This window comes from Nostoc sp. UHCC 0302 (assembly GCF_038096175.1).
Classification (GTDB): domain Bacteria; phylum Cyanobacteriota; class Cyanobacteriia; order Cyanobacteriales; family Nostocaceae; genus UHCC-0302.
Genome location: NZ_CP151099.1, coordinates 3,378,424 through 3,399,828, shown reverse-complemented (window position 1 = coordinate 3,399,828; position 21,405 = coordinate 3,378,424). Strand labels below are relative to the sequence as shown.

At 39.8% G+C, this 21,405-nt stretch carries 18 protein-coding genes and 3 pseudogenes; 16 read left to right on the top strand and 5 right to left on the bottom strand.

Going from position 1 to position 21,405, the window contains the following annotated elements:
• Nucleotides 1-23 precede the first annotated feature (23 nt).
• Nucleotides 24-929 (top strand): amino acid ABC transporter substrate-binding protein, encoded by a 906-nt coding sequence (locus tag WKK05_RS14735; protein ID WP_341530380.1) that lies wholly within the window; start codon nt 24-26, stop codon nt 927-929.
• Between the two features lie 375 nt (nt 930-1,304).
• Here WKK05_RS14735 and WKK05_RS14730 read toward each other — a convergent pair.
• Nucleotides 1,305-1,457: pseudogene (locus WKK05_RS14730) on the bottom strand (HU family DNA-binding protein); the annotation flags it as partial.
• Between the two features lie 267 nt (nt 1,458-1,724).
• Here WKK05_RS14730 and WKK05_RS14725 point away from each other — a divergent pair.
• Nucleotides 1,725-3,020, top strand: a pseudogene (locus tag WKK05_RS14725) (IS4 family transposase); the annotation flags it as partial.
• A 45-nt stretch (nt 3,021-3,065) separates the two neighbouring features.
• Here the strand turns inward: WKK05_RS14725 and WKK05_RS14720 are convergent.
• Nucleotides 3,066-3,209, bottom strand: a pseudogene (locus tag WKK05_RS14720) (HU family DNA-binding protein); the annotation flags it as partial.
• Between the two features lie 486 nt (nt 3,210-3,695).
• On the opposite strand from WKK05_RS14720, the gene WKK05_RS14715 reads away from it, so the two are divergent.
• The 5 genes from WKK05_RS14715 (at nt 3,696) to WKK05_RS14695 (ending at nt 9,612) form a co-directional block, all read left to right on the top strand.
• The gene (locus WKK05_RS14715; protein WP_341530379.1) at nt 3,696-3,830 is read left to right on the top strand and encodes a hypothetical protein; all 135 of its coding nucleotides are present in this window, start codon (nt 3,696-3,698) and stop codon (nt 3,828-3,830) included.
• 263 nt (nt 3,831-4,093) lie between these two features.
• Complete coding sequence (locus tag WKK05_RS14710; RefSeq protein WP_341530378.1) at nt 4,094-5,698, top strand: GAF domain-containing SpoIIE family protein phosphatase; 1,605 nt, start codon at nt 4,094-4,096, stop codon at nt 5,696-5,698.
• Nucleotides 5,699-5,702: 4 nt separating this feature from the next.
• Nucleotides 5,703-8,492, top strand: coding sequence for an ATP-binding protein (locus WKK05_RS14705; protein WP_341530377.1), 2,790 nt, complete (start codon nt 5,703-5,705; stop codon nt 8,490-8,492).
• Between the two features lie 63 nt (nt 8,493-8,555).
• A complete protein-coding gene (locus tag WKK05_RS14700) occupies nt 8,556-9,167 on the top strand; it encodes a response regulator (RefSeq protein WP_341531090.1) in 612 nt (203 codons plus the stop codon).
• 52 nt (nt 9,168-9,219) lie between these two features.
• On the top strand, nt 9,220-9,612 hold the full coding sequence (locus WKK05_RS14695; RefSeq protein WP_341530376.1) for a response regulator: 393 nt from the start codon (nt 9,220-9,222) through the stop codon (nt 9,610-9,612).
• 680 nt (nt 9,613-10,292) lie between these two features.
• Here WKK05_RS14695 and WKK05_RS14690 read toward each other — a convergent pair.
• Nucleotides 10,293-10,430: a hypothetical protein gene (locus tag WKK05_RS14690; RefSeq protein ID WP_341530375.1), complete on the bottom strand. Its 138-nt coding sequence runs from the start codon at nt 10,428-10,430 to the stop codon at nt 10,293-10,295.
• A 1,117-nt stretch (nt 10,431-11,547) separates the two neighbouring features.
• On the opposite strand from WKK05_RS14690, the gene WKK05_RS14685 reads away from it, so the two are divergent.
• The 7 genes from WKK05_RS14685 to WKK05_RS14655 all read left to right on the top strand — a co-directional run bounded on the left by WKK05_RS14685 (nt 11,548) and on the right by WKK05_RS14655 (nt 18,075).
• Nucleotides 11,548-13,185, top strand: a complete 1,638-nt coding sequence (locus tag WKK05_RS14685; RefSeq protein WP_341530374.1) for a hypothetical protein — start codon at nt 11,548-11,550, stop codon at nt 13,183-13,185.
• Nucleotides 13,186-13,223: 38 nt separating this feature from the next.
• Nucleotides 13,224-14,492 carry an ATP-grasp domain-containing protein gene (locus WKK05_RS14680; RefSeq protein ID WP_341530373.1) on the top strand — a complete coding sequence of 423 codons (1,269 nt, stop codon included), beginning with the start codon at nt 13,224-13,226 and terminating at the stop codon, nt 14,490-14,492.
• A gap of 24 nt (nt 14,493-14,516) precedes the next feature.
• Nucleotides 14,517-15,227 carry a class II glutamine amidotransferase gene (locus WKK05_RS14675; protein WP_341530372.1) on the top strand — a complete coding sequence of 237 codons (711 nt, stop codon included), beginning with the start codon at nt 14,517-14,519 and terminating at the stop codon, nt 15,225-15,227.
• Between the two features lie 3 nt (nt 15,228-15,230).
• On the top strand, nt 15,231-16,040 hold the full coding sequence (locus WKK05_RS14670; protein WP_341530371.1) for a hypothetical protein: 810 nt from the start codon (nt 15,231-15,233) through the stop codon (nt 16,038-16,040).
• Between the two features lie 104 nt (nt 16,041-16,144).
• A complete protein-coding gene (locus WKK05_RS14665; RefSeq protein WP_341530370.1) occupies nt 16,145-17,023 on the top strand; it encodes an EamA family transporter in 879 nt (292 codons plus the stop codon).
• A 469-nt stretch (nt 17,024-17,492) separates the two neighbouring features.
• The gene (locus tag WKK05_RS14660; protein WP_341530369.1) at nt 17,493-17,615 is read left to right on the top strand and encodes a hypothetical protein; all 123 of its coding nucleotides are present in this window, start codon (nt 17,493-17,495) and stop codon (nt 17,613-17,615) included.
• Nucleotides 17,616-17,766: 151 nt separating this feature from the next.
• Entirely contained in the window at nt 17,767-18,075 is a 309-nt protein-coding gene (locus WKK05_RS14655) for a hypothetical protein (RefSeq protein ID WP_341530368.1), read from the top strand.
• A gap of 498 nt (nt 18,076-18,573) precedes the next feature.
• On the opposite strand, the gene WKK05_RS14650 is transcribed toward WKK05_RS14655, so the two are convergent.
• Nucleotides 18,574-19,203 carry a pentapeptide repeat-containing protein gene (locus tag WKK05_RS14650; RefSeq protein WP_341530367.1) on the bottom strand — a complete coding sequence of 210 codons (630 nt, stop codon included), beginning with the start codon at nt 19,201-19,203 and terminating at the stop codon, nt 18,574-18,576.
• Nucleotides 19,204-19,371: 168 nt separating this feature from the next.
• Nucleotides 19,372-19,608: a hypothetical protein gene (locus WKK05_RS14645; RefSeq protein ID WP_341530366.1), complete on the bottom strand. Its 237-nt coding sequence runs from the start codon at nt 19,606-19,608 to the stop codon at nt 19,372-19,374.
• A gap of 534 nt (nt 19,609-20,142) precedes the next feature.
• On the opposite strand from WKK05_RS14645, the gene WKK05_RS14640 reads away from it, so the two are divergent.
• Entirely contained in the window at nt 20,143-21,000 is an 858-nt protein-coding gene (locus WKK05_RS14640; protein ID WP_341530365.1) for a sodium dependent transporter, read from the top strand.
• Entirely contained in the window at nt 20,997-21,401 is a 405-nt protein-coding gene (locus WKK05_RS14635) for a DUF202 domain-containing protein (protein ID WP_341530364.1), read from the top strand. Before WKK05_RS14640 ends, WKK05_RS14635 begins: the two co-directional genes overlap by 4 nt.
• The last annotated feature ends 4 nt before the right edge of the window (nt 21,402-21,405 follow it).

Below are 21,405 nucleotides of genomic sequence, written 5' to 3'. Positions count from 1 at the left end.
AAAGCGAGCTACTATTAAAGCTGATGTATAAAAAAATTGCTATTCCTATTTTAAGTCTCATGTTTACAACGCTCATGCCTAATCTGGTAACTGCTGAGACTGTGATGCAAAAAGTAGCCAGAACAGGGGTATTAACAGCTGGTACTAGTAGAGATGCGCTACCTTTTGCTTATGTGGATAGTCAAGGGAAGTTAAATGGTTATTCTATAGATATGCTGACTCTGATTAAAGAGCAATTAGAAAAAGACCTAGGAAAAAAAATTAAAGTGCAATTAGTTGGTCTTAGCCCTTCTGAGCGGATTTCTAAAATAGTTAAGCAACAAGTTGATATTGTGTGTGATGCTAGTAGTTTTACATGGAAGCGAGATAAACAAGTTGACTTTTCTGTCAGCTACGGTGTGACTGGAACCCAATTATTAGTTAAGAAAGGAAGTAATCTAGGTTCTCCTAAATCCCTTATTAGTAAGCGAATTGGTGTGCTGGCGGGAACCACAAATGAGCAGGCGATCGCTCATGTACAGCCCCAAGCTAAGCTGGTGTATTTTAAAACTAGGGCAGAGGGATACACAGCTTTGCAACAGGGTACTATTGATGCTTTCTCATCCGATAGCATTCTTTTAGAGGGATGGCTACAACAGCAAAAAAATCCAGATGCTTTTGTGATTGTACCTGCTCGCCCCTATTCACAAGAAGGGATCGCTTGTATGGTACCAGAAGATAACTCGAAATTCTTGGATACAGTCAACTATTCTCTAGTCAAGTTCATGCAAGGATTCGTCAATGGTAATCAGCGATATGTCGCTATTTTTGACCGTTGGTTTGGATCTCAAGGCGCTGTAGCGCTCAATCGAGATTTACGTGATTTAGTAGTGGAAACTATGCAATTGGTTATAGAATTTCGGGAGGAAGTTCCCAAAAGTGACTTGTGAAATAATGGGTTTTTCTGACCCAACTTCTTCATCCGTTAGATCATTACGAACCGCTACATCATGAACTTTCTTAAGAGAATTGCCTGATAAAATTCTTTTCAGTTCCAAATTGTACACCTAGAGCGATCGCTTGGAATCGTAGAAGCACAACAAGCGCGTTCGCACTTACAGCCCTTCTCAAGACAGTAGACGCTCCGCGTCGGTTGCTTCCAGGGGGACAGGCATCAAGAAGGCAGGGGTTGGCGTAGCCATCGCTATCCATAACATCTGCAATTCAACACTTACGTTTGACCCCTACCGTTGCCCTATCTGTCTTGAGAACAGCGAGTGCTACGTCTTTGCAGTGATTAGATTGCTAGTGGTAAAGCAATTCATCTATGGTGCTACTTTTTCCCGAAACTGTTTCCCAGGAGAAAATGCAGGCACTCTAGTAGCTGGAATGGTCATTGGCTCATTGGTTTTGGGATTACGCCCTTCACGCTGGGAGCGCTCACGTCGCTCAAATGACCCAAACCCCATCGGTGAGAGGTTAGAATAAAGTAAATTTTGTCAATCAGTTAAAATACTCAAAAAAACTTTAATGAAAATGATAATCGTGCGTGGGGGAGGGGAAGGAGGCGAGCGACACTCGCCTCCTTCCTCTCTATTTGATTATCATTATCTATAAGTTTTTAACGGCTAAAATGTGAGGCAAAAAAGTATTGTAACGAGAGAATAAATTTTTCAAAAGTGAGTTTCATTATTATTGTAAATTCAGTAATCAAATGCGGTAATGAAAAGTGCTTGTTGACTACTATGCCCAAAGCTGCAAAACGAAACTCCGACCACGCGCAAAAGCATAATACTCCTACCATAGATAATGAAGCGATTGCGTCGCATTTAGAAGAGTTACTAACTCCAGCTATCTTTGCTCAACAAAAATACTATAAGCAGTTAGGTTTACGAGATAGAATTATCAACCTATCCTTCATGGTAGCAGCAGTATTAACTTTATTGTGGCGACAAGTTCCTGGAGTTCAAGAATTAACAAGGCTTTTAGCAAGAGAAGATTTATTGTGGTGTCGTTCTAGAATAATTGCTCAACAATCTCTTTCTGAAAGATTTTTAGTATTCCCATCTGAATTATTTGAGCGAGTATTTAAAGATTTACTACCTCAGTTACAACTTAATTGGCAACGACGGCTGAAGCGACCACTTCCTGATAGTGTTAAATTTGCACTTCTTAATTTTGAACGAATTTGGATAGCTGACGGGTCTACATTAGAAGCCTTATTCCGAAAGCTAAAAAGCCTAGAAGACTTGAAAACAGGTCAATTAGCAGGAAAGATTTGTACAGTTATTGATTTAGTCAATCGCTTACCTATTGAAGTTTGGTTTCACACTAATCCTGCTGCATCAGAAACTAACTTTGAAGCTCCATTGCTGAAACTACTACCTGCTAAAACTCTGATCTTACTTGATAGAGGTTTTTATCATTTCCACTTTTTACAACAACTCATTAACCAAGAAGTTCATTTTATTACTCGTTTAAAAGCCAAAGCATCTATTAAGTACTTAAAAATTTTCAGCTATGACCATTCAGTTAAAGACCGATTGATTCAACTTGGAACTGTTCGTCGTGGTGCACCAGTGCTTACTTTACGTTTAATAGAAATTAAGGTTGGTAAAACTAGCTATTCTTATATTACTTCTGTCCTCGACCCACAAATCTTACCTCCTTACGTTGTCGCAGATTTATATCGCCGAAGATGGAGAGTTGAAGAAGCTTTTTACGTGGTCAAGCGTTTATTGGGACTGTCATATTTATGGACTGGTTCTATTAATGGTGTGAAGTTACAAGTGTGGGCAACTTGGCTCTTTTATGCAGTATTGGTTGACTTGGGAGATGCGGTTGCAGACGAATTATCTTTGCCATTTGACCGCATTTCTTTAGAGATGATTTTTCGTGGTTTATATCATTTTAGTGTCGCCTATGATAAAGGTAAGGCGGATGACCCAATTAAGTACTTCGCTGCCAAAGAAAATCAAGATTTAGGAGTAGTTAAAGCCCTGCGAAAACCAGTCTCCAAGCTGGATTTATCGCCTTTTCCCGCACCCTCTTGACAAAAGTGCAATCACTCTAACCTCTCACTGATGCCCAAACCCAATGAGCGTTACCTTATCCCCATTCGCTACAGCCTCAGTAACGACTGACAAAAAAGCATTGATCACTTCATCAGCTTGCTTTTTTGTGATGTTGGTCTTAGCTGCTACAGTATCCACTAATTCGCCTTTGTTCATAAATCACCTTGAAGTATTTTTTTGAAAAGTTGGGAGTAGAGAAACCTTAACACACAAGCTTTTCGCTGCAAATAAAGGAAATATAGCATTACTAAGAAGGCATAAGGGGAAAACATCAGCTAGAAGTCCTAATCTCCATCATTGCATCTGGGGTACTACTAGTAAAAATACTGAGGCATAAGCAAGTTACTAAATATAAGATGGTTACTTAACAGCTAATAAGGCTAGTAACCCTGTTGAATTAATATTAACTACCCAAGCTAATATCTGAATGCTAATGAACTCCTGAAGCTAATTACAACTTTATCGATCAAAAAAAGTATAATCCGTTGGTGTGAAAGACCACTAACTATGTAAAAAAAAGCAGCGACAGTAGCTAACTTGGATAAAAAATCCGCCTATAATCTCCGGCTAGCAGTAGACGAAGTTGCTACCAACATCATTCTTCATAGTTATCAGAAAGTGCGATCTTAGAGGCACATAAAATTGCAAATAGATATTGATGAGCAAGCCCTAACTATTTACATTGAGGATACTGGTGCAACATTCGACCCCCTACAGGAATTGAGTGTGCAGGAGGAACTAATTCATAAAGCTTCGAATCTAACGATGACTTCTTAGCAAAGTGGGAGAGTATTTAGCAATTGAATGTGTCCATCAGTTACTTTTTGAGCGGACTGAAAGTTTTAGTCAAAAGCCTGATTTGTGAATAGATAAAACTTGCTAATTACTGATAGCTAATAGGTGATTTATAAAGTAAATTTTAAATATTATTATCGCTGAAACTTCCATAAAAACTATTAAAAAATGTATATATTTACATAAGTATGCTGAAGTTCAGCTAGATACATAATGTCATTGACAATTAATAACTCAATATTTATATGATTAAGATCAGTTTAAAAAAACTTGTTTCTAAAAAAGAAGTGATCTCTATCATTAAAAATTCTATAGATGCTCTAGACACCCCTATAAATATCTTAGATATAGATGGCAAATTACTGTTTGGCGAAAAAATAGATAATCCTTTGGGTAAATATCTTGTAGAGCTTGGTAGTGAGATGGTTGGAGAGGTCATTGGCGGCGAGAAAGCTTCTTTGATCGCATCTCTACTAAGCGATTTAGCAACCCAAGAAGTTGAGAAAAAATCGCTAACAGGTGAACTTCTAGATAAATATCGGGAAATCAGCTTGCTGTATAAGCTTTCTGAAAATCTATCTGGCAACTTAGAAATACAGAAAGTTGCAGAATTAGTCATTGAAGAGGCTTTAAAACTCATAAAAGCAACGAGTGCATCAGTTATGTTGCTAAATAATGAGATAAAAAAGCTTGAAATAATAGTAACCTTTGGTACAAGCTACAACCGACAAACAACTATAGAACCTAATCAAGGTATAATTGGCAGCGTAGTTCATACAGGAAGGGCAGAAATTGTCAATGATGTCTTGTCTGATCCCAGGTGTGTTGAGAGTGAGAATAAAATAAGCTCCTTGATTTGCGCCCCTCTGAAGATTAGAGATGAGGTTATTGGTGTAATTAACCTCAGTAGTGAGTCACCTGTTGAATATACATCAGCAGACTTTAAGCTCCTCACTACATTAGCTTCACAGGCTGCTTCTGCGATTGAAAATGCCATCCGTCATAAAAACCAGATCAAAGAGGCAATGGCTCGCACTGAGCTAGAAAAAGGACGGCAAATTCAGACAGATTTTTTGCCCGACCAAATAATACAGGTGCTAGGCTGGGAGACCGCTGCTTTATTTGAGCCTGCCCGTCAAGTTGCCGGAGATTTCTATGATACTTTCATGCTTCCCGATGGCTGTGTAGGACTAGTTATTGCTGATGTGTGCGATAAAGGCGTAGGTGCAGCGCTGTTTATGGCACTTTTCCGCAGTTTCATCCGCGTCTTTTCCGGTCAAACCTCCTTGCAAGGGTTGACCATCCTCAACAATGAATTACTTACCACTTTGAACGCTTCTATTGACCGGACAGAAGAAATCAACATTACCCAAATCCATGCCCTAAGAGCGGTTGAACTCACTCACAACTACGTCGCCCAAAATCATAGCAACTTGAATATGTTTGCCACACTCTTTTTCGGCGTGTTAAATCCGGTCACTGGTTTGCTAGCCTACGTGAATGGCGGACATGAGCCTTTAGCTATTCTTGATGCCTCTGGTGTCAAGCAGCGTCTCATGCCTACTGGCCCTGCTGTTGGTATACCGTCCAATAAAGAGTTTAAAATTCAGCAGGTGTACCTCCAACCGGGCGACATCCTCTTGGGCTATACAGACGGTGTTACTGATGCTCGCAGCCCAAGCAAGCAGTTCTTCACTGAAAAAAAATTACTATCTCTATTACAAGAGCCAGCAGAGTCAGTAGCAGCTTTGATAGAGCGCATCAAAGTGAGCTTAATCACTCATATTGCTTCTGCCGATCAATTCGACGATATTACGATATTAGCTATACAACGAACTCCAAGAAGATAGTGCAATGAGTCCTAATACTTGGGTACGAAAAAGATGGCGGAAGACACGGAGCAAATATCAGCAACAATTGCAACCCCGCCGTTTCATTCCGTTTTTGATCCTCGGTAGCAGCATTTTAGCGGTAGCAGCAATAAAAATTACTAGTTATAAGTATCTTCGCAACCTCATCCTCGAAAGCTTGGAGTCAAATGCACAACTGCAAGTGCATATAGCAGTGGTTAAAGTTGATGATTGGCTTGCTACTTGGAAGGCAGAAGTAGAAACAATCGCCAATACCCCCGAAGTCCGTTCGATGAAATGGACGAGCGCAAAATCTTATCTGCAACTAGAGCAGAAGCGGTTGCCAGGTTTTTCGTTTACGATCGCAAATCTTGATGGCTCTTTTTACACTACAGATCGTGACTTTGTTAAGGGCAAAAGTATAAGCGATCGCGCTTACTTTCCACGCGCAATAGCGGGAGAAGTCTTTGTCGATAATCCCGTGATTTCACGCACGTCAGGCAAGCGCGAAGTGAATGTTGCAGCTCCGATATTTTCGATTCCCACTACCTATCCCAGTCAACTCTCAGCAGAAAGCGCTGCCAGTGATACTTGCAATCGCGAAGAGTTGAAGTCGGTTGCAGATTCACAAAATAGACCTAAACCTATTGGTATACTGGTGGGTTCAATTTCTATAGACCAGATTTCAAAGGTTCTTGCTAAAGCAACCGAGGAAGAAGGCAGTTATGCATTTGTCCTCGATTCTCAAGGCTCACCCATTGCCTATGACTACGAATACGGTGAAAAATCGATTCACAAAACGCAGAAAAAACCAAGCTCCTATTTACAGGGTATTGGTAGAGAAACTGACAAGTGCAAAAAAATAGATATACACAATGTGGAAATTGAAGGTCAGCAGGTTTATGTAGCCTACGCCCACCTCAAAAGAGCAGGCTGGTCTATTGCCTTGGTTCTTCCCAAATCTAATTTGGAGCGAAAACTGAATTCTCTTAACCATCTAGTCTTTGTGTTCGCAATACTCTTGGCTGTAGCAACTTTAATTGCTGTGCAGTGGCTCCTATCATTTGAGCGTACCCGCATCCGTGCTGAGCAGGAGGCACTTTTTAATCGCCTTAGCAGGCGCATTCGGGAGTCTTTGGATCTGCAAACCACATTGCAAACAACGGTTGATGAAATTGCTAGTGTCCTCCATTTAGACCAGGTGATTTTTGGCAGGTATGATCAGGATGACCATAGCTTAGAAGTTGTTTGCGAACATAGGCAACCAGATCAACAGACTTTGCTGGGAGTATTGAGTCTCGAACCGCTTGGTGACTTAGCTGCTTATCTGGAGCAAGGCAAAATTGCGCGTTGCAATGATGTCGTTACGGCACCTGATTTGTCAGCAACGGTGCAAGCAGCCTATTTACAAATGGGAATTATTAGTTATGTAGCTTTGCCCGTATTGATTCCTGACGATGAAACCCCTAGTTATTTAACCTGCATTCGCAGCAGTCCTTGGAGTTGGCAAATCTGTGAAGTGGAACTGTTGCAAGTAATTGCCGACCAGTTAGCGATTGCCATCAAGCAGTCACGGTTATATGCCCAGACCGAGAGACAAGTCCAGGTTGTCAGCACCCAAGCTCAACAATTAGCAGCCACCTCGACTCAATTGCAGGATGCCCTTGGCCGTGTAAACGCCATCATTAAGAGCCTAGCAGATGCCTTGCTCGTCGTAGACTCAGAAGGTAAAATCACCCAAGTTAATCCTGCCTTGCTCCACCTATTCGATTTGGAAGATGCCAAATTAGTTGGTCAAGACTGTCAAGCAGTGCTTCCAAGGGCGTTCGTAGACCTTTTAACGCAGACCAAGAGGAATACTGAAGAAGTTGTTACCTCTGAAGTAGAATTAGCTCATCAACGGATTGGCGAAGCTGTTGCCGCTGCGATTCTCAAAGACTCCGACCCCACTGTAGAAGAAAAAAATCTTTTGATTGGCTGGGTGATCCTGATCCGGGATATTACCTTCGCTAAAGAAGTAGACCGAATGAAGACGGACTTTATTTCCACTGTTTCCCACGAATTGCGGACTCCTCTAACTTCAGTGATTGGATTTGCCAAGCTTATCAAGAAAAAACTAGAAGAAACCGTATTCCCCTTAGTAACGACAGACAATAAGAAAGTCCAGCGCTCAGTTCAACAAGTGTCAGATAACATCAACATTATCGTGGAAGAAGGAGAGCGGCTGAAAAACCTGATCAACGATGTCCTCGATCTTGCCAAGATGGAGGCTGGGAAGGTGGATTGGCAGATGAATCCCCTGTCTGTTAAAGAACTTCTAGAACGGGCGATCGCAGCTACCGCCGCTTTATTTGAACAGAAACAATTAGAACTCATTCAGGAAATTGAACCGGGATTACCAGAAGTTATTGGCGATCGCGATCGCGTGATTCAAGTTGCGATTAATCTCATTTCCAATGCAGTTAAATTTACAGACGAAGGTTATATTATCTGTAGAGCTAGGCGGACGGGTCAAGAGACTACAGTCAGTATCATTGACACCGGCATGGGAATTGCCAAAGAAGACGAGCCAAAGGTGTTTGAAAAATTCAAACAGGTAGGCGACACCCTCACCGACAAACCCAAAGGCACAGGCTTAGGGCTGCCGATTTGTAAAGAAATTGTGGAACATCATGGCGGTCGGATTTGGGTTGAAAGCGAATTTGGCCGAGGCAGTAACTTCTCCTTCACCTTACCCAACCTGATTGAGCCTCAGCCAGGGAGCAAAACAGTAGACGTAGAGACATTCCTCTAACAACTGCAATCGCCGCTGATCAAAGCCGCCAACTCTACTGAAGGTCAAAAAACTATTTTGGTTGTGGATGATGAAGGCCCAATTCGGGAACTCCTCAGACAGAATCTCAGTGCAGAAGGCTACATAGTTCAAGAGGCAAAAGATGGTTTAGAGGCAATCCAACAGGTAAAGCTTGAACTTCCTGACCTATTGATCTTGGACGTAACAATGCCCATAATGAATGGGTTTGAGACTGCGGCAGTTCTGAAAAATGACCTGCAAAGCATAGACATCCCCATTTTAATTTTATCTGTCGTCGAAGAGCAAAAGCGGGGTTATGCTCTCGGTGTTGACAGGTATCTTACCAAACCGATTAACACCGAAGAATTGCTTAAAGAAGTTGCTGCCCTCACCTCTGAAAGTAGAGCCAAGAGAAAAGTTTTGATTGTGGATGAAAATGTGCCTGCTGCTAAGATAATTACCCAAGCAATACAGTTAAGAGGGTTTGATACTTTTGAAGCCTCAAATGGTCAGGATACTATCGAAAAAGCGCTTATAACTAAACCCGATTTGATTATTGTTGATTCCATGATTTCAGATAAGCATAATTTAATTAATACATTGAGAGTTGAAAAAGACTTGAAACACATATTCTTTGTTTTGTTATCAAAGCCAAAAACAAATAGCAGCCATTAGTTAGAAATAGTTAATCACCAAAAAGCAATTATTTTTACTTAGAAAGGAATGTATGGGCAAAAAAATATTAATCGTAGATGATGAATCTCACATTAGGAGTTTGATTGAGCAAGCACTTGAGGATCTCGAAGACGAGGGGGTAGAGTTACTAACTGCGAAAAATGGAGAGGATGCTTTAGAACAAATTAAGTCTGATCACCCCAACCTCATCTTCCTTGATGTGATGATGCCGAAAATGAGCGGTTTTGATGTTTGCCATCAAGTTAAGAAAGTTCTTGGCATGAAAGACATTTATATTATTATGCTAACTGCTAAAGGACAGGAGTTTGATAAACAGAAAGGAGAAGAGGTAGGCGCAGATTTATACCTAACCAAACCTTTTGATCCTGATGAAGTGTTATCAAAGTCGCAAGAAATTTTAGCAAGGAAAACAAAATTAACTTAACCGTGTTTTGTCACTATCGGAAAACAATAATCAAAGCAATGACAGAAAATAATCGTAGGGGTAATTGAAAGGTCAAATGCTTGGGTAGAGCGATGTAAAAGTTTAGTCAAAAATTTTGAACGTACACTTGAGCGTGCCAATGCCAAGCTCAAGCTTTGTTTCATCAGATTGATGCTCAAAAGACTAGCCGCTAGCTAGAAAAAAGATATCAAATGGGTTCTATAAGTAATGTTAAGAAAATGCCGCTGAAGTAAAAGAGATGGAATCATGACTAAGCCATCCTCTAAAGTTGCTTTTCGCTTCCTGACTCACACCTCCCCAACCCAGGCTTCGGGCTTCGATTGCTGCTCAAATACGCTGTGTTTTCTCGTTTAAATAGGGCAATAACGAATCATACTTATCTTGAATGCTTTCTACTATCTGTTTATCAAACATCAATACCTTAGCCAAAAAAGGAGTATGAAGAGAGAGGGCGGTCTGTAGTAGAGTTATTGTCTTCCACAACGACAACTCAGAAGCTACAATTCGCCCATGTTCGATATCCTATCACTCTTACAATGCCTATTGCCCCAGATAAATGCTACGACGATGCGTCAGTTGAACCAGTCCCAAGCAGCGTAAATAGACACCATCAGTTAGATATTGGGAAGTAATAGTTCCCATTTGCCCATAAGAGTGCATCATCCGAAGTAGCGATCATCAGCTGCTTGCGGGACGGTTGTGGCAAGGGCAGAGGAGAGGCGATCGCTCACAGTACGCACACTCTCACAAAAATACTCTACCGAGTTATTCACTTGGGCAGAGTATATAATAACCAATGCTTGATTTACCAATATTCAATTTATATAAAAGTAGATATTTATACATCTGTATAAGTACTGTAAACCTTGACCATAGAGATTGCTTTTAAGGCAGTGGATCAGCGCCATTGCTTATGACTAATAAGCTAAGTAAAGGATATTATAGCTTCACTACTGAGTCAAACACATCGCAATCAAACAATGACAATGGTACAGCAGCCCTAACCATACTCCTTTCAAAAGAACCAATGTTATATATATTACTTTTCACTTACTAAGTTGCACATATCGTGGAAAGATCGAGAGCAAATACCGCAGAAAGCAACAATGTGATTAAATACTTACACTGTTTGTATTATATATTACTATATTCAAGCTCAGCTGTATAATGTACTACTTTCTTTTCAGTTTTCAGAAAATTTAATGCACTTTTCTGTATTTACTAACACTCATATATCAAGTTTAATAGAATCAATTAACAGATTATTTATCGTTTCAACAGCAACAGATTTATGTCCTCAGCTCATAAACTGCTAAAGTCAAGCCTGCTCAAGTAATTGCAATTTTTTAAGCATTCCTCACAATAACAGAGGGATAAAATCTCCGGACACTGAAACAATATTGGGTTGTTCCCACAACTGTACTGTATCTGATCCTGGTTGGTGTGGAATATAACCTCAGTCTATGTTTTTTCGTGCGTCTTGGGAACAATTTCACGCGGCATTCTTGGCTACATTAGCGACTAATACATTCATTTGAAGAGCAATCGTCCGCAGTCAGTATTGACTGACAGGGCTGCATGCTTTTGTGCGTCACCCATGATAGGGGAGATGGAGATCCAAGAAATAAAATGCAAGCGCCCCTTCTCCTGCGGAGACGTCAAGGCGAACGGAGTGACGCTCCTGCGTCGCTAGCGCTTCTGTACGAGAGGCTGCGCCAACACTAACAGCAGTCACTCATGGGGGAAACCCCCAACTCTTGGAGATGCTCCGCGCTGGCGGAAGCCTCTCACGAGTGGGAGAAGACCGCGCAGAGGAACGCTCGTTCCTCGCTAACGCTGTGCTAACAAGAGGCGGAGACGCTCCGCCTCTGCACCGTATCAATAATATTTTTGGCAAAACCGAGAATTTAGGCGATGAAAGCCCTTCTCCCAAGGGGAGACGCTGCGCAAATTGGGCGAAAACGACGGTTCGTCCTTGAAGTAAAAAATAACAACATTAAAACACTGCTAATTATGTCATTTCATAGTTCTATAGGCGACAACGAAGAGTTATTTTCTTTACGTAATAAGCTTTTTTCTGAACTCAGCCATTTTTTTAGTTCAGCTAAACTCGAAGGTGTAAAAAATTGTGCTATCAAACTTCAAGAGGTGCTTCCTATACAATCCTCTCTTGAACAAAACAAAGTTCTTGTAGCCTATGGAGGAGGGAAAGACAGCTCTTATATGCTTACCTTTGTAAGGTTGGTGCAACTCATTCTATTCAAATGGAATGGAGAAACCTTTCAGATACGTGTAGTAACTAACCGCCACGCTGGTATGCCAACAAGTGTAATAGAAAATATTCATCGAGTGTATTGCGCTTTACAACTCTATGACGACCCGGATGTTGAACTCCTACTTATCGACGGCAATAAAATCAGTCTTTTTGACCGTTATCTTCCACTTCCCCATAATATCGTTAGTCAGAATCGGCAAGACATCTTAATGACTGGACATCGAACTCAAGCAAGTTCCCGCCCTACATTCTGCAATGCTTGTAACATCAGTATGGTTAACTCTTTTGGAATCGCTTCTTACTATGACGGTGGGGTAGATGTAATCATTACAGGTGATTCTAGAAAAGAACAAAGAGCTTATATGGTTTGGGTTAACCGTCTTGTTCAAAAAATTAGTCCAGATTTATTACCTAGCGGACATGGATTTAGGGATTTTCTTAAGAACTTAGATATAATTTCTCAAAGCTATTTTCAGGAAATTTATGGTGATAAGGCTAATCATGAAATTGAAGAGCATAGAATAATTAATAATGACATAAATTTAGATCCGTTATTCTTTTCTATATATAATTACACGGAATACTCTGCTGGGAATCACTGGGAGCTACTGACAAAGTATTTAGGGTTTGAGTTTGATGAACTTGCGTTCAGCTTTTCTGAGTCTGACTGTGCAAATCCTGCGCTAATGGCCCACTTACGTGGGCTTAAATGTGAACACGTTTATGGTAGAAGTTACGCTGAAGGCATAGAAGAATATGTCAAATTTGCCATATCCTTGATGCGTCAAAAACAATTTCCTGAGTTCCTCATAGATCAAATTACCCAGCGGTATAGTACCGCCGAGTTAATAACACTGATGCGTAAGAAGATAAATGATTTTGCTTTTGAAGCTTTTGGCATAACTGAAGAACAGTTAATTTGTATGGTTTATGCTCCATTTTCCGAAAAAGGCAGAAACCTTGAAACATATCTTTTAAAAGAACAGCCAAAGCTTTTATCTAATCTCCACAATATTCACCAAGTTCTTGATAGGGGAGAAAAGGAGAAGACATCACAACAATCTAGCGATATAGCTAGTAATTTATATTGTATAAGTGGGCTGACATTAGAGCAATTAAGGATATGTTATGATTCTCCACTGCTAGGGTTTAATGATAAAAATGCAAAACTTGAACTAGTGAACTTAATTTTAGAGAGAGATCCTCATAAAGGCATAATAGAAACTCGTCACAGCCCAGGTGGCCCGACTATATATGAAATGATTTCTGGCAGATAAATATAATTAAGAAGAATGATGTTATCTAGGAGTAAAATATGTTTGTCCAAGTCGGAGCAACTCGCGATGGATTAGATCCCTATTTAGATGCATCTTTACGTCGGGGTATGAAAGCAGTTCTCATTGAAACACCAGACTATCTCCAATGGCGTAAAAATTTAGGACGGCGGACTTTTGATATTGAATTACCTATTAACCAGCCTAATGATCCTAACCAAATTCTCAATATATTAGGTGACTTAAGCAAGAATGTAAAGTTAATCCTGCCTGGGTTTGAACGTTATGTTGAAAGTGTGTATGCTGTAGCTGAAAGATGGAAAGTTCCACCGTGGCAAGAGATGATATATCCTCATTTTGTTCCTCCTAATAAGTGGGAACAAAGAAGACTTTTATCTCAAAAAGCTTCTCTAATTTTACAGCCAGCTTACATGATACTTTCATTGCAAGATGTTAATGCAAGTTCCTTAGTAAATCTCAAATATCCTCTTGTCATTAAGCCTGTTAATGGGGGTGGTGGGCTTGGAGTTTTTTTAGTAGAAAATTTTTTGCAGTTAGAGAAATCTTTAGCTGAATTGAAAAAACTAACAAATTATGACGGTAATGTTTTCGATGAAATTATTGTTGAAGAATACATTTCGGGAGTAGAATATTCTGTTCAAGGCATTTCTCAGGAAGGTATGGTAGTAATTATAACAGTATGCGAAAAGTTTATTTTGAAAGAACATATTCTCGGAATTAATAATATCTCTGGATTTCGAGAAGTTGGCCATATAGCAACCTGTGGAAGTTGGAGCAGTTCAAGAATTCAGCAGTTTGCTCAGTCATGTATTGATGCTGTTGGATATTATAAAGGCCCATTTCATATTGACCTTATACAAAACGACCAAGGACTTTACTTTATAGAAATGGGCTTCCGACTTTCGGGTGGTGGGCTAGTCAATCTTATTGAAAAAGTTACAGGAATTAATTGGGGTGAGTCTTCCTTTGCTGTCCATTTAGAAAACCGCTTTATTCTACCATTTTCTTCTAATGGAAACAAATTTATGGGTCAAATTATAGCCCTATCTCCTGAAGAAATGGTAATAGCTAAACATTTATATAGTATAGGATTACCGATTACTATTGAAGAATTCCCGGCTTTAAAACCCTTATCTCAACCACTTAAATTTATTCCTAAAAGTTTAGCTGCTGATGTTATGCGCCATGCCGGTTCTTTAGGACGAATTACAGTTTCGGCTCAGAGTTTAATAGAGGTAAAAAATTTACTTCAAAAGTGTATTTCCGTGCGTTTAAAACGTCAAAATTAATATGAATGTTGCATTATGTGCCGAATGATTCTTGCTCTAGGTAGCTTTTCAACACAATCTGTACTCAACGCAGCCCTTTCCATGAGTGAAGGTATAACAGCATCTCATGATGGCCCTATTTGCCGTCATCCAAATGGATGGGGTGCTTTATGGAGAAACAGTTTGTCTCCTCACGGATTATCTGTTCATCGAGATACACGTTCTATTAAAGAAAGCCTTAGACAATCTTTACTTCACGAAATTGAAACTGACTTTCTTACAGTTCATGTAAGACATGCAACCCTTACACACAATCAAGGCATAGGATGCACTCATCCTATTACACGACAAGGAATGCCTGTCCCTTGGTATCTTTTCCATAACGGTTTTCTCCCTACTGTTTACCAAAAGCTGGGACTTGAACGCTCAACCTTTGATTCTGGAGAGTATTTTGATTATATTATCCCGCCAACACAGGATAAATTTTCTGATCACCTTGAAATCATAAAAAAGTTAGAAAATCTTGCACCTGGAGGAAGCTCTGCTAACGCTATAGTAGTAAATCCAAAAAGAGCATATGTAATTCATTGGACTCCTAAAAATACTCGCTTTCCTTCATATTTCACAATGTATAAAGTGCAAACAAAGTCTGCATTTTTCATTGCCTCTGAAATTATTTCTGAAATTGCTCCTTATGAATGCTGGCATCCCCTAACTCAAGGGGAAATTATAGAGCTTCCACTGACACATAGATAAGATATGAAAAATATAGAGAAGGCTTGGAAAGAAATTATTTATAGTTCTGGCGATCATCCATTAGATATTAATGCTTTAAGGGGGATTGCTGAAAGCAAATTTGCAGCGATTGTTCTCAAAAATTTTCTTGATGAGAATATTCTTGACACTACTATTCAAATAATACAGCGTAACCTTGAGCGAGCAATTGTTACTCAATATTCTAACGGAAGTCTTACTACAATAGGTTCTTATCTTGCAAAGGATTTGAACCAACCAGATAAATATTTTAGGGAAGCTCAAGCAAACAGTTCATTATTTCCAATGCAGTTTGATATATCTATTTATGTAAGACAAAAACTACAGCATATATTTAATTTACACAGTCTAAAAATAGCACAAGAACCAGATGGGCGAACATATGCACCCTTTATTGTTAGAATCCATTCTGATGGAATTATGAATCCTCTCCATAATGACAATATTATGAGAGATGCTAAATCAACAGATTTATTAGTTGCTAAACTTAAATATCAGCTCAGTTGTATTATCTGCATTCAAGAATGTGACAATGGAGGTAATTTACGTCATTATATGAAATCATGGAACCCAGATGACGAACAGTATAAAATAAAAAATGGAATAGGATATGATTATGAAGTTGTAAAAGAAAAGCCTTGCTTTGTTTTTAAACCCAAGGTAAGTGATATTTATCTCATAAATCCTACTAATTACCATGAAATTGATCGAGTATCAGGTCAAACGCGTATTACTGTAGGTTTTTTTATTGGTTTTTTTGACGATGACTTTAAGAATGGTATAGTTTGGAGTTAATAATAATTAATTTTTGACTTGCAGACTTTAACCAAAATCTAATAATTTTACCTCACGAAAACTAGTACATATTTTAAGTAGCCTATTTGAGAGGAATAAAATAATTGAAAGCTAAAGATACATTTCTTGCAATACTTGTTGCCTTGATTTGGGGGCTTAACTTTGTTGTTATCAAGGTTGGACTGGATTCATTTCCTCCACTTCTGTTCTCATGTCTTAGATTTACTGTAGCAGCCTTTCCCGCTGTAATCTTCTTTAAGAGAGGACAAATCTCATGGAAATGGATTTTGGCAATAGGTTTTACTTTAGGTGTTGTTAAATACTCTTTTCTATTTATAGGTATTAAAGTTGGGACACCCGCAGGACTGTCTTCTCTCCTGATTCAATCGCAAGTTCTTTTTACTTCTCTTCTCTCGGCTAGAATATTAAATGATGCTCCAGTATTATGGCAAAAAATTGGTATTGGTATTGCTTTTAGTGGGATTGGACTAATTGCTTCTAGTATGATTAATAGCGCTAATTTATGGGGTTTTTGCTTAGTCTTAATGGCATCTATAGCTTGGTCTTTCGCAAACATTTTCATAAAAATGGCAGGAAATGTTGATATGTTCAGGCTTATGATATGGATGAGCATTATTCCTCCACTTCCACTACTTGCTTTATCAACAATTTTTGAGGAAGGGCAGAAGGATGCTCTTGCTCATATCAACCTTCTTGGGATAGGAACTATTTTTTACACAGGATTAATCGCTACTGTTCTTGCCTTTGGTATCTGGGGATGGCTATTAAGAAGGTATTCAGCAAATATTGTGACACCTTTTGCATTGCTTGTTCCTGTCTTCGGATTTGTTTTTTCTAACTTGTTCCTCAATGAAAAAATTACTACAATAAATTTAGTAGCATCACTATTGATTTTAATTGGCTTAGTTCTTATTGTTTTTGGAAGAAAAACATCAATTAAGTCTTTTACAAGTAATATATAAAATTGCCAAGCTTCTTCTAACTGCAATTTTTTAATCTGAATATGGTTAACGCTTTTACAGGCTGTAGCGCAATATTCCGGTTACGGCAAGTAAACAACGCACTGCACGTAAATTTCAATTGCTGACAATGGGTGCTTGACTCTCTTGAGATCACTAGTACAATGAAAAACTGCCCGTTTTGCATGAATTCCAGAGCAGTGAATGAAAAAGGGAAATAAAATACGGGACTTTTAAACGTTGTCCCTTGGTTTACATATAATTCGTTTGGTATGTAATATTCTTCAGCTAGAGTTTTATGTTTTATGCAAAAAAACGAAAAATCTTGAAACTGCCGTCACACAAGAGTTAAGCGCCAGCATCAAGACCGCCCCCGATGTAACCCAGTCAGATGCGTGACAATCATTGGTTTACATTCGCTACTGAAGCGGCATACCATCACCGCCCCGAATAACTCAATGCAGGGACAATTATGTGCGACAGCCGTAGGCTTAAGCTTCGCTTATTGCTCCCAAGAGTGAAGTGCGCTCAAGGCTGTCGCGAAGTACCGCAGACTACTACAATGATGGCGATCGCAATTGCAGCCGTATTTTAAGGGAGCCAGTGTACACAGCATAAAAATGCTTTTTGCGGGGAGCAAAACTAGTAGTCTAATAGCAAAAAGCTATTCAGACTGGAGACTGTTGCTAAATTAAAAAGATTTTTTATTGTAATGATTATGCTGTTAGCAAAAAAGATTTGTTTGTATGAAACGCTTTCATATTGCTCTTGTGGTAAATGATCTTCAAGCATCGATTGCTGATTACAGTCAGCGGCTGAGGTTTGACCCCACTGTAGTTGTCCCTGGAAAGTATGCAATGTGGCGAACCGATTTGCTCAACTTTTCGATTAATCAAATGCCAGAACGCGCTGGGGAACTACGACACATTGGTTTTGAAGATGAAGCGGTGCAAGGATTTTCTAGCACACATGATATCAACGGCATTGAATGGGAACTTTTTTCACCTCAAGCGCAAGACAAAAAAATTGTGGAAACCTATGGAACACCATTTTAGCCTGCTAAGGCATCTGCCAGAGGTTAAGATAATTGCATCTGTGGCATCCCAGTGGTTGCTTTCGGTATCGCACCAATAGGTACATTAATGGCGATCGCCAAAATCACAGTCAGAGATAAGTACAATCAGTAGACCGAAAAGTTTTTTAGAAGCCTTACTAATCCTTAATTTCTCCTTAGGAATGCAATCCGCTCAAATCAGTTTTTAATCTACCTTCCAAGCACCTTTGTTCTGGATGCACGAATAGAGCATCTCGACTACAAGCGATCGCCTTTTAAGAAATATTAGAGATTGCCCCAGATTCCTCTCTTCGCTCGGAACTCCAGTACAAGTCTACAATCTCACTTCCCGACAATGGCAAAGAGGAGAGGAGCTTGGGTGTCGGTGCGCTGTCTTAGGCAGGGGCTTTTATGTGTTCGGTGGGGAGTATATCGCGGTGGAGAGTTGGGGGAGGTGGGGAGAAGTAAGATTTACTGGAAATTAGAGTATAAATTAATGCTATGTACTTTGATTTTGTTCTAGTAAAGCTTGAGGCACATTTATTGCTGTTTCCCCTACTCGCACATCTTGCCATCTTGTATTCTCATTCCAAACAATTTTGGTGAGGTTAGTATATTCGAGGTTAGCACCAGACAGGCTAGCACCATCAAGATTAGCAGACTCAAGGTCAGCATACTCAAGGTTAGCGCCATCAAGGTTAGCGTTTGTTAGGTTAGCCCTAGACAGGTTAACGCCAAAAAGATTAGCGCTCTTGAGGTTAACCCTAGACAGGTTAGCGCTAGACAAGTTAGCGCCATCAAGGTTAGCGCCAAAAAGGTTAACGCCAAAAAGATTAGCACTATCAAGGTTAGCGCCATCGAGATTAACGCCTTCAAGGTTAGCGCCATCGAGGTTAGCACATGAAAGCTTAGCACCTCTTAGATCAGCACCTCTTAAGTTAACGCCATACAGATTAGCGCCTCTTAAGTCAGCGCTCTTGAGGTTAACGCCATCAAGGTTAGCACTATTGAGGTTAGCCCCGCTAAAATCTGTACTTTGGATATCTGCATAACTAAAGTTTGCCTCAGACAAGTCTTGACCTTTGAAAGAATGACCTCTCTTGTTTTGTCCGGAGAAGTTAAGGGGCATGGCTAATATACTGAAAGCGAGGTTTGAGATGGATACACCTTGAGTATCCGCTTTTACAGACTCTAGCGCAATCTGACTCTTGCGGCAGGTAAACAACGCACTGCACGTGAATTCTGTAAGCCGAGTCACTTTTGAGAACACATGGATAACTATAAACTAAATCAATTTTTATTGATATATTTGATTTAGACAAATTCGATAATTCTTTCTGAAGTTAGAAATATTCAAGACAAGTTGTGTTTGACGCTTGCGAAACGGCGTCGCGGAGTGAATGCCAAACTTACGAGCTTCATAACTGGCTGCTGCAACTACGCCTCGTTGATTCGGACTGCCACCAACTACTAACGGTTTACCTCGATAGCTAGGGTTATCCCTCTGTTCCACCGATGCGTAGAAGGCGTTCATATCAACGTGAACTATCTTTACTCTCCGTTTAGTTTACAAAACTTTACGAATTGGTTCCATTTTGGACATATCTCGGTTGATATCCAAATTGCTTCCTACATAAGGCATAAACTATTTTTGAAAAATCTAACAGGCTGTAAATTATTCTGGACAGGGCTTTCACGAACTTTATTAATTCCTTAGCGTACAGTTTTCCCGTTTTAGCACAATAGTTCCAACTTCTTCAATTTCTTTAGGAGGATGCAGAGTGATTTATTTCTGTTTATAAATCAGCTATGAGTACAGTTTGATAGATAAATTTCTATGTCTATTGAGTAACTTCAAGAATTCTTCAGCAGTCATCAGATGAAATACACAAATATTCATTATTTACCTGCCCATACATTAGAGGAACTAACAGAATATGAACATGCATTAGGAATAAATTTAATTGGTAGAATCTGTTAGTTTGCTGGCTGATTGTTGTCCCGCTTTAGCGCAATTTCGGAATATTTTAGTGATTTTTCCCCATCCAGGATCAGTCATTTGAAAACCATGCACCATCCCTTATTACTGATTCTCGTTAAAGTCACTATTTTTTCTCTAATGTTAGCCATAGGGAGCAACGTCTCCTTTGAAAAGATGCTCTCCTTCTGGCGAAAACCTGCCTTAGTATTCCGTGCGCTTCTAGCCGTTGTTGTGCTAGTGCCTCTGGTGGTTATTCTACTGTTGAAACTGTTGAACTTACCACCGGAAGTAATGATAGGATTGACCTTGTTGGCAGCTTCTCCAGGTGCGCCTCTGACTACGAAGCGATCGCAAAAGGCTGGAGGCGGCTTCCAATATTCAGCGAGTCTTCAGCTAACTCTGGCAATACTTGCAGTTTTTTTTACTCCCCTCACCTTGGAAATTTTTGCTACCTTATTTGAGAATATTTCACAAAAGGTGACAATTTTAGAAGTTGCCCGGCAAGTGATGATAGTGCAGTTATTGCCTGTCAGTCTCGGTATTTTAATGCAAAAGTTCGCCCCTAAATTTGCCCAAAAGATTGCCCAGCCCTTGACTTTTATTGCTGATAATCTCTTTTTAGTGATGGTTGTTTTAGTGTGCATCTTAGGGCTGCCACTGTTTTCCAGAGTTTGGCAATTACCACTCGTAGCGATCGCAATTATGGTGATTGCTTCTCTAGGGATTGGACACACCTTAGGCAGACTCGATGATGATATGCGAGCTACCTTGGCAATTTTCTGTATTGCTCGTAATTTTGGTTTAGCTTTGTTTATCGCTATTTTGAATCATGTACAGCAGCAGGTGATTCCGACACTGGTAGCTTACCTAATTTTGGGAGCTTTTATAGGTGTTCCCTACTCAATCTGGAATAAACGCAGATTTGCCAAAACTAACCCATTATGAGTCATTCTACCAATGATTTAGCGGTAGATCGTACCGAAATGGCCAAATACCGCAGTCGGGCAGCAGCAGATCGCACCTTAATGGCTTGGATACGCACGTGTCTGTCGTTAATTGGGTTTGGCTTTGGTATCCCCACCATCGTGAGAACCATTGAAAATACTCACCAGAGTCATAATCTTAACCCAGTGAGATTTTCGGTTATTGTTGGGCTGTCTTTTATTGGCACAGGAATGTTGGGCATGGTTTTAGGATTAAGAGAACATCATCAGCTACTCCAACAAATTCAAAGCGATCGCTATACTTACAAAACCTCTCATAGTGCAGAAATTGTTGGGGTGGCTTTGCTAGTAATTGGCTTAGTTAGTTTTATCGGTGTAGTAATTAAGTCTGGGAATTTTTAAGTAT

Excerpts from the sequence above, each read along its gene's own strand:
- WKK05_RS14735 (WP_341530380.1), top strand. The coding sequence starts at position 24 with ATGTATAAAAAAATTGCTATTCCTATTTTAAGTCTCATGTTTACAACG.
- WKK05_RS14650 (WP_341530367.1), bottom strand. The coding sequence starts at position 19,203 with ATGCCCCTTAACTTCTCCGGACAAAACAAGAGAGGTCATTCTTTCAAA.
- WKK05_RS14635 (WP_341530364.1), top strand. The coding sequence starts at position 20,997 with ATGAGTCATTCTACCAATGATTTAGCGGTAGATCGTACCGAAATGGCC.
- WKK05_RS14680 (WP_341530373.1), top strand. The coding sequence starts at position 13,224 with ATGTTTGTCCAAGTCGGAGCAACTCGCGATGGATTAGATCCCTATTTA.
- WKK05_RS14645 (WP_341530366.1), bottom strand. The coding sequence starts at position 19,608 with ATGAACGCCTTCTACGCATCGGTGGAACAGAGGGATAACCCTAGCTAT.
- WKK05_RS14710 (WP_341530378.1), top strand. The coding sequence starts at position 4,094 with ATGATTAAGATCAGTTTAAAAAAACTTGTTTCTAAAAAAGAAGTGATC.
- WKK05_RS14685 (WP_341530374.1), top strand. The coding sequence starts at position 11,548 with ATGAAAGCCCTTCTCCCAAGGGGAGACGCTGCGCAAATTGGGCGAAAA.
- WKK05_RS14675 (WP_341530372.1), top strand. The coding sequence starts at position 14,517 with ATGATTCTTGCTCTAGGTAGCTTTTCAACACAATCTGTACTCAACGCA.
- WKK05_RS14660 (WP_341530369.1), top strand. The coding sequence starts at position 17,493 with ATGTGCGACAGCCGTAGGCTTAAGCTTCGCTTATTGCTCCCAAGAGTG.
- WKK05_RS14655 (WP_341530368.1), top strand. The coding sequence starts at position 17,767 with ATGAAACGCTTTCATATTGCTCTTGTGGTAAATGATCTTCAAGCATCG.
- WKK05_RS14640 (WP_341530365.1), top strand. The coding sequence starts at position 20,143 with ATGCACCATCCCTTATTACTGATTCTCGTTAAAGTCACTATTTTTTCT.
- WKK05_RS14695 (WP_341530376.1), top strand. The coding sequence starts at position 9,220 with ATGGGCAAAAAAATATTAATCGTAGATGATGAATCTCACATTAGGAGT.
- WKK05_RS14705 (WP_341530377.1), top strand. The coding sequence starts at position 5,703 with ATGAGTCCTAATACTTGGGTACGAAAAAGATGGCGGAAGACACGGAGC.
- WKK05_RS14670 (WP_341530371.1), top strand. The coding sequence starts at position 15,231 with ATGAAAAATATAGAGAAGGCTTGGAAAGAAATTATTTATAGTTCTGGC.